This window comes from Micrococcus sp. 63XJN7_6_ISO-PGPR-S23-444, from assembly GCF_058072765.1.
Window position 1 is genome coordinate 1,704,576 of the sequence record NZ_CM176516.1, and the last position, 15,371, is coordinate 1,719,946.

A 15,371-nucleotide genomic window follows, 5' to 3' on the forward strand; every position below is an offset into this window, starting at 1 on the left:
GGGGCGTGTCCGCACGCGGCGTGTCCCGTCGGCCGTTCAGGGGCGCGGCCGGGTGGCCAGCCACCGGGCCAGCAGGCCGTCGGGGACCTCCTCGGCGGTCACCGCGAACGTCCGGTGGTCCCGCCAGGCGCCGTCCACGTGCAGGTACGCGCGCCGCAGGCCCTCGTCGCGCAGGCCGAGCTTCGCCACGACCCGCAGGCTGGCCGCGTTCTCCGGGCGGATGTTGACCTCGACCCGGTGCAGACCGGCGCTGCGGAACGCCCAGTCCGTCGCCATGGCCACGGCCGTCGGGGTCAGCCCCCGGCCGGCCTGGCGACGGTCGATCCAGTAGCCGATCGAGCCGGAGAGCACCGAGCCGTACTGGATCCCGCCCAGGGACAGCAGCCCCACCAGACGGTCCCGGTCCGGGCGGTCGTCGTCGAGGACCATGCCCCACGTGTAGGCGCTGCCGTCCCGGCCCTGGCGGCCGTGCCAGCGGACCATCTGCCCGAACGACGCCGGGCCCGCGCCCGGCACGGGGCTCGTGGCATCCCACGGCGTCAGCCACTCCCGGTTGTGCGCCCGCTGCTCCTCCCACGCCTCCCGGTCCCGCCGCCGCAGCGGCCGCAGGGCGAGGGTGCTGTGCCGCAGGGTCACGGGCCAGGGGGAACGCTGCCAGGACATGGCGTCGATCCTATGCGCGGCCGGGCGCGGCACCGGTGCGGCGGGCATCATGGGGACATGCGCACTCCCCCTCCCGTGCCCGAGCCCGCCGCCACGGGCCCCGTCGCCGGCGTCGACGACGTCGTGGACGCCAAGGCCGCCCTGCGTGCGCGCCTGCGCACCGCCCGCCGCGACCGCTCCCCCGCGCGCCGCGCCGCCGAGTCCGCGGCCGCCGTCGAGCACCTGTGGGCGTGGCTGGGTCCGCGCGTGGCCGCGGCGACCGCGGACGGGACCGCCCCGGTGGTGGCCACCGTGCTGCCGATGGCCACCGAGCCGGACACCGGTGGGCTGCGCACCCGCCTGCTGGCCGCGGGGGCGCGGGTGCTCGTCCCCGTGATCGAGCCGGAACGCCGCCTGAGCTGGGCTCCGTGGCACCCGGACGTCGCAACGGCGCGCGCGGCGAACGCCCCCGTGGACGAGCCCGTGGGCGAACGACTCGGGACCGACGCGCTGGCGGCGGCGACCGCGGTGGTCATGCCGGCGCTCGCGGTGGCCGAGGACGGGATGCGCCTGGGCCAGGGCGGGGGCTACTACGATCGCTTCCTCGCCGAGCTGCCGCGGAGCGTGCCGACCGTGGCCCTCGTGTTCGAGGACGAGCTGCTGCCGGCGGGCGCCATCCCCGCCGAGCCCACGGACCGGCCCGTGGACGGCGTCGTCACCGCGGCCGGGCTGCGCTGGGTCTGAGCCCGGCCCGCGGCGCGGAGTAGCATCGGGGGTCGGATCCCCCCAGAACCGCGCGCCCCGGCGCGCCCCGAGCGAGCTGGAGCTGAGCATGCCCACCTACGCCTACCGCTGCAAGGACTGCGGCCACGCCTTCGACGTCGTCCAGGCCTTCACCGACGACGCCCTCACCGAGTGCCCCGCGTGCGGCGGCGTCCTGCGCAAGCAGTACGGCTCGGTCGGCGTGAGCTTCAAGGGCTCCGGGTTCTACCGGACCGACTCGCGCTCCGGCACCGGCTCGGCCGGCGGATCGACCTCGGACTCGGCCGCCGGGTCCTCGACGTCCTCGACGTCGTCCTCGGCTTCCGCCGCCGCGGACTGACCCGGCCGCATCGGGCCGGCTCAGCCCCAGTGGGGCGGGCGCTGCTCGCGCAGCCAGCGGTCGCGCTCGGCCTCGACCGGGCCGGTCTCGACCCCGGCCTCCTGGCCGGTCGGCGTGGTCGCCGGCGACGTCTCGGCCTGCCCGGTCAGCCGGGGCATCCCGGGCAGGCGCGGCTCGCGGCCGTCGGCGGCTGCCGGGCCGGTGCCCGGGGCGTCCGCCCGGCGCGGGCCGCGGCGGCGCGGCGCGCCGTCAGCGGACATCGTCGTCGGTCTCGTCCGTCTCGTCCGCCGGCTCCACGCCCAGCCGGTCGGCCAGCTCGCGGGCCACGGACTCCGGGTCCGCGAACACGTCGATCGCCCACAGGGTCCGGGGCTCCCAGCCGCGGGCCTCGAGCCCCTCGGGCAGGGTCCGCGAGCGCTGCCGCACCGTGAGGGCGCGGTACACCTCGCCGCCGTCGCCGGCCAGGGCCAGCGGACGGGGCGCCTCGTCCGCGCGCGGATCGAGCACGGCCAGGTCCATGACGCCGGCGTAGCGGGGCAGGACGCGGGCGCCGTGCTCCTCGAGCCGGTCGCGCAGATCGGCCAGCAGCGGATCGCCCACCGTGCCCACCGGGTCCGCGGCGTCGTCGCCCAGGTAGGCCTCGAGCAGCCGCAGGAACCAGAGGGCGCCGCCGTCGAGCCGGTCCTCGTCCAGGTCCGCGGCGCGCAGCGCGGAGATGAGGTGCAGGCGGCGGCGTGCCCGGGTGAGCGCGACCGTGACCATGCGCTCGCCGTCCGGGTCGGAGAAGGCGCCGAAGTGGTGCACCACGCGGCCGTGCGGGGTGCGGCCGTAGCCGGGGGTGAGGATCACGGCGTCACGCACCACGGAGGCGGCGCGCACGACCGGCACGATCACGAACGGCTCGGCGTCGGCGGCGTCCTCGCCGCGGCCGCGGGCGAGGAACTCGTGGGCCCACGGCGCCTGCGCGGCCGTGGCCTGCACGGCGGCGGCCACCCTGCGGGCGTGCTGCTCGGACACCGTGACCACGGCCAGGGACTGCTCGGGCCGGTCGCGGATGTGCTCGAACACGCGCTCCACGGTGCGGGCGACCTCGGCGTTCGTGGACTCGACCACGTCGCCGCCGGTCATCGGGATGCCGGTGCCCTCGGGCAGGTACTCGGCCGTGACGGCACGATCCCGGCCGGTGGCCTCGCCCGCGGTGGGCAGCGCGTCCAGGGCGCCGTCATAGGCGAGCGCGGAGAGCAGGCGCACCAGGCGCCGCTCGAGGGGGCGGTGCACGGTGCGCAGCGGCAGGGTGGGCAGCACCTCGTCCAGCGCGTCGTAGGCCGAGCGCAGCGGGCGCAGGGGCCCGGCGGTCGCCGTCGGGTCCACGGACACCTGGAACGACTGCGGGCGCCCGATCACCGGGTCGCCGAAGGCCACCACCTGGGGGGCGCGGGTGAGCGCGCCCATCGCGGTGGCCAGGGCGGTCGCGTCGGCCTCCAGCAGCACGACGACGTCGGCGCGCCACTCCGGGGGGAACTCGGACAGGGCCATGGGCGAGGTGGTGACCACCGGCACGAGCGGCTGCAGGAGCTCGGGGGTGATCGTGGCCAGGGACTCGACCGTGGGGCTGCCCTGCTTGAGCAGGGTGCGCAGCACGGCCGCGTCCGCGCGATAGGTGCGCAGCGCCTCCCGCCAGCGCGCGGCCAACGCGGCGGAGAGCCGGGCGCCGCCGCGCTCGAGATGGGCGCGGTCCAGGTCGCGGAACCCGCGCTCGACCTCGGCCAGGTCCGTGCCGCTCATCATGGCCAGGAAGTCGTCCCCGGAGATCATGGCCTCGAGCGCGGACTGCCACCACGCCAGCTCGAGCTCGGCGGTCAGGGCCTCGGTGGGCACCTCGCGGTCGCGCAGGTCGTCGAGCAGCTCCGCCAGGCCGTGGTCGCGCAGGCTGTCCAGCACGAGGGTGCGCTCGGGCAGCGTGGCCAGGGTGTCGCGGTCCGCCACGAGCCCGTCGACGGCGGCCACGAGGTCGTCCACGTCCCGCTCCTCCAAGGGCGCCTCGGCCACGGCCTCCGGGGCGAGGACGTCCTCGAGCCGGCGCAGGCGCTCGCGCACCTGGCCGACCTGGCCCATCACGTGCTCGCCCTGGTCCGGCACCTGCGGGGGCGTGCCCGGCTCGGCGGCGTGGCGGTTCCAGTCCTCCAGGACGGCGGCGGCGTCCACGAGGGCGCCGTGCAGGTCCGTGGGCTGCACGCCCGGGCGGACCGCGTCCTTCGCCGCGCGGCGCAGGCGGGACCGGGTCACCGAGGACATCTCGACCAGGTGGAGGCGCCGCCACGAGCTGGTGGCGGTCGCCGCGACCAGCTGGGGCACGTCGAGGGAGAACACCTCGGGGGTGAACTCGGTGAGGGTGCGGGCCACACGGCGGTAGAGGTCCGCCTGCTCCGCCCAGCCGGCCACCGTGCGCTCAGGGCGCAGGCCGGCCTGGGCGGCGGCGGTGTCCACGGCACGCCGGGTGGTGTGCAGGGCGGCCGCCAGCTCGTCGGCCAGCTCCGAGGCGGCCTCGGTCTCCTGCACGTTGCGCACGCGGGCGCCGAACCAGCGGCTCTCGGTGGCGGCGGCCGAGAACGCGCCGAGCTCCCCGGCGCGCACGAGCTGCTCGCCCACGGCCTGCCGGTTCACGGTGGAGTCCAGCACGGAGCGCTTGAGGCGCACGGTGGTGGCCGGCGGCGTCTCGAGCCCGGTCAGGGCGGCCAGGGCCTGCATCGCCTGGAACGGCGAGCAGCCCCAGCGGGGGCGGACGTGGTGCAGTGAGCCGACGTGCTCCTGCAGCCGGCGCCGTCGTTCGGTCAGGGCGGCCTCGTCCCGGGCGGTGTCGGGGTCCACGGCCCGCTCGGAGCGCAGGACGGCCTGCACGAGCTGGCGGCGGAGCAGCTCGGGGTCCGCGTTGGCGGGCACATCCAGCGCGATCGAGCGCAGGTCCGCCTCCTCGAGGCGGTCGAGCACGTCGGCCAGGGCGGCGGAGCGCTCGGCCACGACCAGCACGCGCCGGCCCTCCCAGGCCAGTCGTGCGGCCAGGGCGGCGGCGGTCTGGGTCTGCCCGGTGCCGGGGGCGGCCGCCACCACGAGGGACTCCCCCGCCGCGGCGTGCTCGAGCACGCGCGCCTGGGCGGCGTCGACGTCGACGACGAGGCGCTCGTCGGCCGGGGCGACGTCGTCCTCCGCGGGCGCGCCCGTGGGCTGCAGCGCCGCCGGGCGCGGCACCATGCCGGTGCCGGCGTCGTACAGGGCCTGCACGACGGGCAGGTCCTCGAGGGAGGCGGGCAGCGAGGCGGTCTCGCCGAGGTCCGCGAACGTGGAGACGAGCAGGCGGTCCTCGATGTGCAGGTCCGCGATCGCGGCGGTCTCCTCGCGCAGGCGGGCGAACGCGGGGGCGGGCTCGAGGCGCGCCGTGGCGTAGGCGGCCTGCTGGTACGCCTCGGGGTCCAGGGCGATGCCGTGGTGCCGGCGCAGGTTCCGCACGAGCGCCGGGTTCAGGCGGGCCGGCTCGGTGATCTGGACCTCCAGCTCGTCCCGGCCCCGGGCGCCGCGGCGCACCGTCAGGGCCACGCGGGCCAGCAGCACGGGGGCGGAGCGGCGCTCCCGCCGGCCGTCCTCCTCGGCCGTCCACGTGGCCACGCCCACGGCGAGCGCGCCGACGTCGATGCCGCGCTCCTCCGCCAGCTCGCGGACCTTGGCGCGCAGGCCGAGGGAGACCTCGTGCGCCGCGTCCAGCACCGGGCCGGCCGGCAGCAGGGTGGACAGGCGGGTGCGCCGCCCCAGCAGCAGCTGCGAGACACCGGAGGAGTTCGCCTCCGTGAGGTCGATGCTGTTGGCCGCCGAGGGCGCGAACCGCAGCATCGTGTCGTTCTCGGCGCCCGAGCCCAGGGAGGACACCCAGGCGGCCGGGTCGGGGCGGGTCTGCCCCTCGTCGGGGCGTGCGGCGGCGCGGGCGCGGGCCAGGCGCGGGAACTCCTGCTCGGTCACGTGCGTGCGGTCCTTCCTCCGTCGCCTGGGTCCAGGCGGTCTTCGTGCGGACGGCCGCCCCGGTCAGGGGCGGCCGGATGCGGCGCCGGACGCGCCGCTCACTCCCACTCGATGGTGCCCGGCGGCTTGCTGGTCACGTCGAGCACGACGCGGTTGACGCCGTCGACCTCGTTGGTGATGCGGTTCGAGATGCGGGACAGGACGTCGTCCGGGATCCGGGCCCAGTCCGCCGTCATGGCGTCCTCGCTGGTGACGGGGCGCAGGACGACCGGGTGGCCGTAGGTGCGGCCGTCACCCTGTACGCCCACGGAGCGCACGTCCGCGAGCAGCACCACCGGGCACTGCCAGATCTGGCGGTCCAGCCCGGCCGCGGTGAGCTCGGCGCGCACGATCGCGTCCGCGCAGCGCAGCAGATCCAGGCGCTCCTGGGTGACCTCGCCGATGATGCGGATGCCCAGACCCGGGCCCGGGAACGGCTGGCGGTGCACGATGCCCTCAGGCAGGCCGAGCTCGGCGCCCACGGCGCGGACCTCGTCCTTGAACAGCTCGCGCAGCGGCTCGCACAGCTCGAACTCGATGTCGTCCGGCAGGCCGCCCACGTTGTGGTGGGACTTGATGTTGGCCGCCCCGTCCCCGCCGCCGGACTCGACGACGTCCGGGTAGAGCGTGCCCTGCACGAGGAAGCGGACCTCGGTGGCGTCCGGGTCGTGCTCGGACTCGAGGACGATGTCCGCTTGCGCCTTCTCGAAGGTGCGGATGAACCGCTCGCCGATGATCTTGCGCTTGGCCTCGGGGTCGGTGACGCCGGCCAGCGCGGACAGGAAGTCCTCGCGCGCGTCCACCATCACGAGGCGGGCGCCGCCGTGGGCCTCGCCGAAGGCCTGCTCGATCTCGGCGGACTCGCCCTCGCGCATGAGGCCGTGGTCCACGTAGACGCAGGTGAGGCGGTCGCCGATGGCGCGCTGCACGAGGGCCGCGGCCACGGCGGAGTCCACGCCGCCGGACAGGCCGCAGATGGCCCGCTTGTCCCCGATCTGCTCGCGGATGCGCTCGACCTGCTCCTCGATCACCCCGCTGGCCGTCCAGTCCGAGCCCAGGCCCGCACCCACGTGCAGGAACTGCTCGAGCACCCGCTGGCCGCGGGAGGAGTGGCCCACCTCGGGATGCCACTGCACGCCGAAGATGCGGCGCTCGCGGTCCTCGAACGCGGCGACGGGGGCGCCCGCGGTGGAGGCCGTCACGGCGAAGCCCTCGGGCGCCTGCGTCACGGCGTCCCCGTGGGACATCCACACGACCTGCTCGAGGTCCTGGCCCGCGAACAGCACGGAGTCGGCGTCCACCGAGTCCAGGCGGGTGGAGCCGTACTCCCGGGTGCCGGTCTTGGCCACGGTGCCGCCGAGGGCGTGCGCAATCGACTGGAAGCCGTAGCACAGGCCCAGCACGGGCACCCCGGCCTCGAGCAGCGCCGGATCCAGCTGCGGGGCGCCGGGCTCGTACACCGACGACGGCCCGCCCGAGAGGATCAGCGCCGCGGGCTTGCGCTCCAGGATCTGCGCCGCCGGGGTGGAGGCGGGCACGACCTCGGAGTAGACGTTGGCCTCGCGCACACGACGCGCGATGAGCTGTGCGTACTGGGCGCCGAAGTCCAGCACCAGCACCGTGGGCATCACGTCGCTGAGCGGGGCGGGGGTGTCGGGGTGGGGGGCATTCTGCGTCACCCGTCCAGGATAGTCGAGGCGCTCAGTAGCGCCGCGCGGCGTCCGGGAAGCGGTGCAGCTCGTCCCGGACCACGCGGGTCATGCGCTTCTCCACCACGAAGGACAGGAACGGCACGACGCCGCCGCCGGCCATCGCCAGCAGGCGCAGCGGCTCCCAGCGCATCAGGGACCACAGGCGGAACGAGGCGAGCAGGTACACCACGTACATCCAGCCGTGGGCGATGAGGATGAACAGGGACAGGTTCACTCCCCCGGTCACGCTGTCCGTGGGGTGCAGCCCCAGGCCGTTGGCCTCTCCGTCCAGGGTGGTGCCGCCCGCGTAGAGCTCCACGTGCATGCCGTACTTCAGCACCATCTCCGCCACGAGCAGCAGGAGCATGATGCCGGTGATCCACGCGCACACCACGTAGAGGCGGGTGGCGGAGCGGATCTGCTGCTGGGTGCCGGCGAAACGGCGATGCTCCCGGCCTGGCCGCGGGGGCGGCTCGGGCAGGTCGGCCTCCGTGATGTCCTCGGGATCCGGCAGGCTCGCCGGGTCCACCGGCTGGGGGCCGGGGTGCTGGGTGCTCATCGGCTCTGCTCCTCTCGGGGCCCACGGGGGCCCGGGTCGCGGGGGTCGGGGCGCGCGGCCCCGTCGTCGTCGTGGTCCTGGCGTGGGTGCGCCGCGGACTGTGCCGCGACGGCCCGCTCCTTGGCCTCGCGCGCGGCCGCCCGGCGCCGCTCGAGCTCCTCGGCGCGCCACTGCGCGGCCCACTCCTCGTCGAGCCGGCGCTCGTGCTCGTCCCGGACGTGGTCGTCGCGGACGAACCGCCACCACAGGAACAGGGCGAAGCCGGCGAAGAGCATCCATTCCACGGCGTAGAAGACGTTGAGCCAGATGATCTGGGTCTCCTCCGGCTGCGGGGCCACCCACACCGGCTCGAGCCCGCCGGGGCCGGCCGCGCCCGTCTCGGCGCCCGCGGCGTCGACCATCTCGAACGCCGCGACGTACGCCGCGTAGGACGGCTCGTCCCACACGTTCACCAGCTGGGCCGGGGCCAGGCTGCGGTACAGGAGCCGGTCGGCGGTGTCCTCGGCCGCGGCCTCACGCGGCAGCGGCCCGTCCGGGGGCAGCAGGCGCCCGGTGACGGTGACCTGCCCGGCGGGCGCGGGGTCCACGACGTCGGCGCCGGCCGACCAGCCGCGGACCACCGGGACGACCTCGCCGTCCGGGGCGCCGGCCACCCGCAGGGCCGTGACCGTCCAGTAGCCGTCGCGGCCGTTCAGCAGGCGCGGGCCGACCAGGACGTCCGTGCCGGGCACGAACTCCCCCTCGACCGTGACCACCTGGTCGGCCTGCGAGCCCAGCAGGGCCTCGTAGGGGCGCACGTGCTCCAGGAACGGCACGGCGTTCTCGGTCTGGGTGCGCGGCGGCGGCGCATTCGTCTCCGCGGACTCGAACTGCCACTTGGACAGCGCCACGAAGACCGCGGCCGCCACGAGGGCCAGCACCAGGGTGGCCAGCCAGACGGGCTTGAGGGCGGTGCGCAGCACGCCGTATCAACTCTTCCGGTCGGGGTGCCGCCACGCGGCGGCGGGGATCAGACGGTCTGGGTGGGGGTCACGAGGACCTCCACCTTCTGGAAGTCCTTGAGCTCGGTGTAGCCGCAGGTGGCCATGGCACGCTTCAGACCGCCCATCAGGTTGGACGTGCCGTCCGCGTGGCGGCCGGGCCCCCACAGGACCTCCTCGAGCGGAGCCACCTGGCCCACGTGGGTGCGGTGCCCGCGCGGCAGCTCCGGGTGGACGGCCTCGAGGCCCCAGTGCCAGCCGCCGCCGGGGGCGTCGGTGGCGCGGGCCAGGGCGGCGCCCAGGACGACCGCGTCCGCGCCCATGGCGATCGCCTTGACGATCTCCCCCGAGGTGGAGACGCCGCCGTCGGCGATCACGTGCACGTAGCGGCCGCCGGACTCGTCCATGTAGTCGCGGCGCGCCTCGGCGATGTCCGAGATCGCCGTGGCCATCGGCACGCGGATGCCCATGGCGCGGCGCGTGGTGGTGGACGCGCCGCCGCCGAAGCCGACGAGCACGCCGGCCGCGCCGGTGCGCATCAGGTGCAGGGCCGGCGTGTAGCCGGCCGCCCCGCCCACGATCACGGGCACGTCCAGCTCGTAGATGAACTGCTTGAGGTCCAGCGGCTCCTGGGTGGAGGAGACGTGCTCGGCCGAGACGGTGGTGCCGCGGATGACGAACAGGTCCACGCCCGCCGCCACGACGGTGCGGTAGAACTCCTGCGTGTTCTGCGGGGTCAGCGAGCCCGCGACGACGACGCCGGCCTCGCGGATCTGTGCGAGGCGCTCGGTGATCAGATCGGGGCGGATGGGGGCCGCGTAGGCCTCCTGCAGCATGCGGGTGGCCTCGGTCCCGGCCGGGCCGGCCTCGAGGGCGGCGATCTCCTCGAGCAGCGGGCGCGGGTCCTCGTGGCGGGTCCACAGGCCCTCGAGGTTGAGGACGCCGAGACCGCCCAGCCGCCCCATCGCGATGGCGGTCTCCGGGCTCATCACGGAGTCCATGGGCGCACCGATCACGGGCATGTCGAACGTGTAGGCGTCGATGCGCCACGTGAGGCTGACGTCCTGGGGATCCCGGGTGCGCCGCGCGGGCACCACGGACACGTCGTCGAGGGAGAAGGCCCGGCGACCGCGCTTGCCGCGGCCGATCTCAATCTGGTTCGTCACCGGACCAGCCTAGCCCAGGCGCCACGGGGGCGGCGCCGACCGTGTCGTCGGCGCCGCCCCGTCCGGGGGCTCCCCCGGACCCGACGTGCGGGTCAGCGCGAACGGTAGTTCGGGGCCTCGACGGTCATCATGATGTCGTGCGGGTGGGACTCCTTCAGGCCCGCCGCGGTGATGCGCACGAAGCGACCGTTCTCCTTGAGATCGGCCACCGTGGACGCGCCCGTGTAGAACATCGTCTGGCGCAGGCCGCCCACGAGCTGGTGGACCACCGAGGCGATCGGGCCCCGGAAGGGCACCTGGCCCTCGATGCCCTCGGGGATCAGCTTGTCCTCGTCCGGCACGTCCGCCTGGAAGTAGCGGTCCTTGGAGAAGGAGCGCGTGCCGTTGCGGGTCTGCATGGCGCCCAGGGAGCCCATGCCGCGGTAGGTCTTGAACTGCTTGCCCTGGTAGAACACGAGGTCGCCCGGGGACTCGGCCGTGCCGGCCAGCAGGGAGCCGAGCATCACCGAGTCGGCGCCGGCCACGAGGGCCTTGCCGATGTCACCGGAGTGCTGCAGGCCGCCGTCGGCGATCAGCGGGACGCCCGCGGGGCGCGTGGCCTTGGCCGCCTCGTAGATGGCGGTGATCTGCGGGACGCCGACGCCGGCCACCACACGGGTCGTGCAGATCGAGCCCGGGCCCACGCCCACCTTCACGGCGTCCGCGCCGGCGTCGACGATCGCCTTGGCGCCCGCGTAGGTCGCGGCCTGACCGCCGATGACATCAACGTGCGCGGCCGCCTTCTCCTTCTTCAGGCGCGCGATCATGTCCAGCACGCCGTGCGTGTGGCCGTTCGCGGTGTCCACCACGAGGGCGTCCACGCCTGCCTCCACGAGCGCCATGGCTCGCTCCCAGCCGTCGCCGAAGAACCCGACGGCGCCGCCGACGAGCAGTCGGCCCTCGTCGTCCTTCGCGGCGTCCGGGTACTGCTCCGCCTTGTCGAAGTCCTTGATGGTGATCAGGCCGGTCAGGCGGCCCGCATCGTCCACGAGCGGCAGCTTCTCCACGCGGTTCTGGGAGAACAGGTGGATGGTCTCGGCGCGCGAGACGCCCTCCTGCGCGGTGACCAGCGGCATGCGGGTCATGGCGGTGTCCACCGTGCGGGTGGCCCACTCCTCGCGCGGGATGAAGCGGGTGTCGCGGTTGGTGATGATGCCCAGCAGCGTCATGTCCTCGGCCACCACCGGCAGGCCCGAGACGCGGTACTGGGCGCACAGCTCGTCCAGGTCCGCGAGCGTGGCGTCGGGGCCGATGGTCACGGGGTCCTTGATCATCCCCGACTCGGAGCGCTTCACGGTGTCCACGTGGCGGACCTGGTCCTCGATGGACAGGTTGCGGTGGATGATGCCCATGCCGCCCTGACGGGCCATGGCGATGGCCAGGGGAGCCTCGGTCACGGTGTCCATCGCCGCGGAGACGATGGGGATGTTCAAGCGGATGTTGCGGGTCAGCCGGGTGCCCGTGTCCGCGTCCGCGGGGATCACGTCGGTGGCGTTGGGCAGCAGCAGGACGTCGTCATAGGTGAGGCCGAAGAAGCCGAAGGGATCCGAGGAGGAGTGGACGGGCTCGGGGCTGGGACCGGTGCTGGTGTTGGTCACGAAGGCGCCTTTCGGGACGGGTGTTTCCGCGATTCTATGCCCGGGGGTCAAACCGGCGACCCGGGTGCGGGCCACGTCACAGGGCCCCCGCGCTGGGCCACGCGGGGGCGAGACGGACGTCACCACGACGTCACATGGCGCAATCCGGTTCGGCGTCGTGATATTGGTCCGCCTAATCTCCCCGGATGAGCACCGCACAGTCCTCCCCCGCACCGGCGCCCCGACGCCGGCTCCCCGCCTGGACGTCGAACTTCGGCTGGCAGATCGCCGCCGCCCTCGTCCTCGGCCTCGTCCTGGGCCTGATCGCCCGCGCCACGGGGCACACCTCCGAGCACCCGACCTGGCTCGGCGAGACGCTGGCCACCGTCGGCAGCATCTACATCAGCCTGCTGAAGGCCACGGTCGTCCCGCTGGTCTTCTTCGCCGTCGTCGCCTCCATCGCCAACCTGGCCCAGGTGACCAACGCGGCCCGCCTGGCCGCCAAGACCCTGCTGTGGTTCGCCATCACGAGCCTGATCGCGGTGCTCATCGGCCTCGCCGTCGGCGTCGCGCTGCAGCCGGGCGTGGGCACCGGCCAGACCGCGCCGGCGTCCTACCAGGCCAAGGACGTCGGCTGGCTCGACTTCCTGACCTCCCTGGTGCCGGCGAACTTCCTCGGCCTGACCGTCAAGACGACGGCGGGCGAGGACGGCGCGCTCGCCTCCTCCCCCACGTTCAACGTGCTGCAGATCCTCGTGATCGCGATCGTCGTGGGCGTGGCCGCGCTCAAGGTCGGCGAGAAGGCCGCCCCGTTCCTCACGTTCTCCCGCTCGGTGCTCGCGATCATCCAGAAGCTGCTGTGGTGGATCATCCGCCTGGCCCCGATCGGCACCATCGGCCTGCTGGGCAACGCCGTGGCCTCCTACGGCTGGTCCACGATGGGCACGCTGGCCAAGTTCGTGGTGGCGATCTACGTGGGCCTGGCCCTCGTGATGCTCGTGGTGTACCCGCTGCTGGCGCGCCTGCACGGACTCTCCGTCAAGCAGTTCTTCACCGGCGTGTGGCCGGCGTTCCAGCTCGGCTTCGTCTCCCGCTCCTCCCTCGGCACGCTGCCCGTCACCCAGCGGGTGGCCGAGCGCAACTTCGGCGTGCCCACCGGCTACGCCTCCTTCGCCGTCCCGCTGGGCGCCACCACCAAGATGGACGGCTGCGCCGCGATCTACCCGGCCGTGGCCGCGGTGTTCATCGCCCAGTTCTACGGGATCGACATGAGCCTGAGCCAGTACGCCCTCGTGGCGCTCGTGTCCGTGCTGGGCTCGGCCGCGACCGCCGGCACCACCGGCGCCACCGTGATGCTCACGCTCACGCTGTCCACCGCCGGGCTGCCCCTCGAGGGCATGGCCCTGCTCCTGGCCGTCGACCCGATCGTGGACATGGGCCGCACCGCCCTCAACGTGACCGGCCAGGCCCTCATCCCCGCCCTCGTGGCCTCCCAGGAGGGCATCCTCGACCGGGACCGCTACGACGCCCCGCGCGGCGACATCTTCGGCGAGGACGAGGAGGAGATCGTCGAAGCCCGCGCCCACGCGACCGCCGACTCCCGCGCCGAGCTCGTCGGCACCCCGGAGCCGCGCGCCTGAGTCACCGATCGGACGGGCCCACTCCGGCGGGCCCGTCCGCGTCGCCCCCGTCCCCCTCGTCCAGGTACTCGCCCAGCACGTAGTCGTCGTCCACGGGGTTCCCGTCCTCGTCCGTGCGGCGGTACCAGTCGGTGATCTCCGCGGCGGTGGAGTCGAACCCCTCGCCGGCCGCGTACCAGCTGCCCGGCGGGGTGCGCTCCACCGTGAACGCGAAGTCGTCCCCGTACTCCACCAGGCCCCGCACCGTCGCCTTCTCGACGGCGGCCCGCTGGTACCGGTCACGGATCGCGAAAGGGTCGTTGGCCAGTTCGCGCTGGAGCGCGACCGCCATGAGGATGAGCACCACGGTGAACGGCAGCGCCGTGATGGTGATGAGGTTCTGCAGGCCGGTGAGCGCGGTGTCGCCGCCGGTCAGCAGCATCACGACGGCGATGCCCGCCATGCACAGTGCCCAGAACACCGTGATCGTGCGGCGCGGGGCCGGGGCGCCGCGCTGCGAGAGCTGCGAGTTCACGATCGAGGCGGAGTCCGCCGTCGTGATGAAGAAGACCGCCAGCATGACGATCACGACCGGGGCCACCAGCCCGCCGCCGGGCAGCTGGTCCAGGACCACCCAGAAGATCTCCGCCGGCGCGGGCAGCGACGCGGCCGTGCCGTCCGGCGCCACGGAGCCCTGCGTCCGCTGCAGCCAGATGGTGGTGCCGCCGATGATCGTGAACGCGCCGACGATCACCGCGGCCGGGATGAACAGGGCGCCGAGGACGTACTGGCGGATGGTCCGGCCCTTCGAGATCTTCGCCATGAACACGCCCACGAACGGGGCCCAGCTGACCCACCACGCCCAGTAGAAGATCGTCCAGCTGGAGAGGAACTCCTGCATGTCCTCCCCCTCGGCCATCGAGGCGCCGAGGGCGTCCGGGGCGGAGGAGACGTAGTCCATCAGGACGCCGGGCACGATGTTCAGCAGGAACGCCGTCGGGCCGACGACGAAGAAGAACAGCGCCAGGCCGAGGGCGAGCAGCATGTTGATGTTGGACAGCCACCGGATGCCGCGGGCCACACCGGACACCGCCGAGAAGATGGTGCCGATCGTGAGCACCACGATGATCCCCAGCGCCACCGTGTTCCCCGGCGCGGACCAGCCCGAGACGATCTGCACGCCGCGGCCGATCTGCAGGGCGCCGATGCCCAGCGACGCCGCCGTGCCGAACAGGGTGGCGATGATCGCGAGCCCGTCGATCAGGCGCGCGCCGACCGAGTCGCTGCGCTGGGAGTCGCCGAACAGCGGCGCGATGATCGAGCTCATCAGCGGCACCCGACCCCGGCGGTAGGACACGTAGCCGACCGACAGGCCGACGATCGCGTAGATCGCCCACGCGTTCACGCCCCAGTGCAGCGCGTCCTGGGCCAGCGCGCCCGTCACCGCCTCCTCGCTCCCCGCCTCATACGCCCCCGGGCGCGGGGCCAGGTAGTAGGTCAGCGGCTCGTACGGGCCGAAGAAGATGATGCCGATGCCGATGCCGGCCGCGAAGAGCATGGCCGACCAGCTCGCCGTGGAGTACTCCGGCTTCTCCCCGTCCAGGCCCAGCGGGATCTCGCCGTACCGGGAGAACGCCAGGGCCAGCAGGAACACCACACCATCCCGATGGCCAGCAGGGCGAACAGCCAGCCGGCGTGGAGCATCACCCAGTCGAGGGCCGCGCTCGAGACGGCCAGGACGGCGTCCGGCTGCAGCACGCCCCACACCACGAAGCCGACCACCAGCAGGCCGACGACGGTGAGGATCGCCCGGTCCACGCCGTAGCGCACCCGGCGGTCCTCCACGGACACGCCCGGCACGAGGGCCGGGTGGATGCCGTGCGGATAGGAGAACTCCCGGACGAAGCGGCGCAGCCGTGGCCGGGCCGGGGTCCGGGTCGGGTGGGACC

The 15,371-nt window shown here is 74.3% G+C and carries 12 protein-coding genes; 3 read left to right on the plus strand and 9 right to left on the minus strand.

Features of this window, described 5'->3' with window-relative positions; genetic code table 11:
• Positions 1–36: 36 nt before the first annotated feature.
• Positions 37–663 carry a GNAT family N-acetyltransferase gene (locus AC3RJ9_RS07755; RefSeq protein ID WP_248086557.1) on the minus strand — a complete coding sequence of 209 codons (627 nt, stop codon included), beginning with the start codon at positions 661–663 and terminating at the stop codon, positions 37–39.
• 57 nt (positions 664–720) lie between these two features.
• Between AC3RJ9_RS07755 and AC3RJ9_RS07760 the strand changes: the two genes are divergently transcribed.
• Both AC3RJ9_RS07760 and AC3RJ9_RS07765 read left to right on the plus strand, forming a co-directional pair.
• A complete protein-coding gene (locus AC3RJ9_RS07760; protein WP_231862062.1) occupies positions 721–1,386 on the plus strand; it encodes a 5-formyltetrahydrofolate cyclo-ligase in 666 nt (221 codons plus the stop codon).
• An 88-nt stretch (positions 1,387–1,474) separates the two neighbouring features.
• On the plus strand, positions 1,475–1,744 hold the full coding sequence (locus AC3RJ9_RS07765; RefSeq protein WP_061867086.1) for an FmdB family zinc ribbon protein: 270 nt from the start codon (positions 1,475–1,477) through the stop codon (positions 1,742–1,744).
• A 20-nt stretch (positions 1,745–1,764) separates the two neighbouring features.
• Here the strand turns inward: AC3RJ9_RS07765 and AC3RJ9_RS07770 are convergent, their stop codons facing one another.
• From AC3RJ9_RS07770 to guaB, 7 genes are all read right to left on the minus strand, one after another.
• Positions 1,765–2,004 carry a hypothetical protein gene (locus AC3RJ9_RS07770; protein WP_061867087.1) on the minus strand — a complete coding sequence of 80 codons (240 nt, stop codon included), beginning with the start codon at positions 2,002–2,004 and terminating at the stop codon, positions 1,765–1,767.
• Positions 1,994–5,752: a DUF4011 domain-containing protein gene (locus AC3RJ9_RS07775; RefSeq protein ID WP_248086556.1), complete on the minus strand. Its 3,759-nt coding sequence runs from the start codon at positions 5,750–5,752 to the stop codon at positions 1,994–1,996. Before AC3RJ9_RS07775 ends, AC3RJ9_RS07770 begins: the two co-directional genes overlap by 11 nt.
• A 98-nt stretch (positions 5,753–5,850) precedes the next feature.
• Positions 5,851–7,470, minus strand: a complete 1,620-nt coding sequence (gene guaA, locus AC3RJ9_RS07780) for a glutamine-hydrolyzing GMP synthase (protein ID WP_345798940.1) — start codon at positions 7,468–7,470, stop codon at positions 5,851–5,853.
• Positions 7,471–7,492: 22 nt separating this feature from the next.
• Positions 7,493–8,041 (minus strand): DUF3817 domain-containing protein, encoded by a 549-nt coding sequence (locus tag AC3RJ9_RS07785; RefSeq protein ID WP_036340922.1) that lies wholly within the window; start codon positions 8,039–8,041, stop codon positions 7,493–7,495.
• The gene (locus tag AC3RJ9_RS07790; protein WP_163721357.1) at positions 8,038–9,003 is read right to left on the minus strand and encodes an SURF1 family protein; all 966 of its coding nucleotides are present in this window, start codon (positions 9,001–9,003) and stop codon (positions 8,038–8,040) included. The genes AC3RJ9_RS07785 and AC3RJ9_RS07790 overlap by 4 nt, the downstream gene beginning before the upstream one ends.
• Positions 9,004–9,050: 47 nt before the next feature.
• A complete protein-coding gene (locus AC3RJ9_RS07795) occupies positions 9,051–10,187 on the minus strand; it encodes a GuaB3 family IMP dehydrogenase-related protein (RefSeq protein WP_036317609.1) in 1,137 nt (378 codons plus the stop codon).
• A 92-nt stretch (positions 10,188–10,279) separates the two neighbouring features.
• Positions 10,280–11,824: an IMP dehydrogenase gene (guaB, locus tag AC3RJ9_RS07800; protein WP_248086555.1), complete on the minus strand. Its 1,545-nt coding sequence runs from the start codon at positions 11,822–11,824 to the stop codon at positions 10,280–10,282.
• 185 nt (positions 11,825–12,009) lie between these two features.
• Here guaB and AC3RJ9_RS07805 point away from each other — a divergent pair, with 185 nt between their 5' ends.
• Positions 12,010–13,443, plus strand: coding sequence for a dicarboxylate/amino acid:cation symporter (locus AC3RJ9_RS07805; protein WP_123244325.1), 1,434 nt, complete (start codon positions 12,010–12,012; stop codon positions 13,441–13,443).
• A gap of 1 nt (position 13,444) precedes the next feature.
• Here AC3RJ9_RS07805 and AC3RJ9_RS07810 read toward each other — a convergent pair whose 3' ends face one another.
• Positions 13,445–15,076 carry a BCCT family transporter gene (locus AC3RJ9_RS07810; protein ID WP_345798939.1) on the minus strand — a complete coding sequence of 544 codons (1,632 nt, stop codon included), beginning with the start codon at positions 15,074–15,076 and terminating at the stop codon, positions 13,445–13,447.
• Between the last annotated feature and the right edge of the window lie 295 nt (positions 15,077–15,371).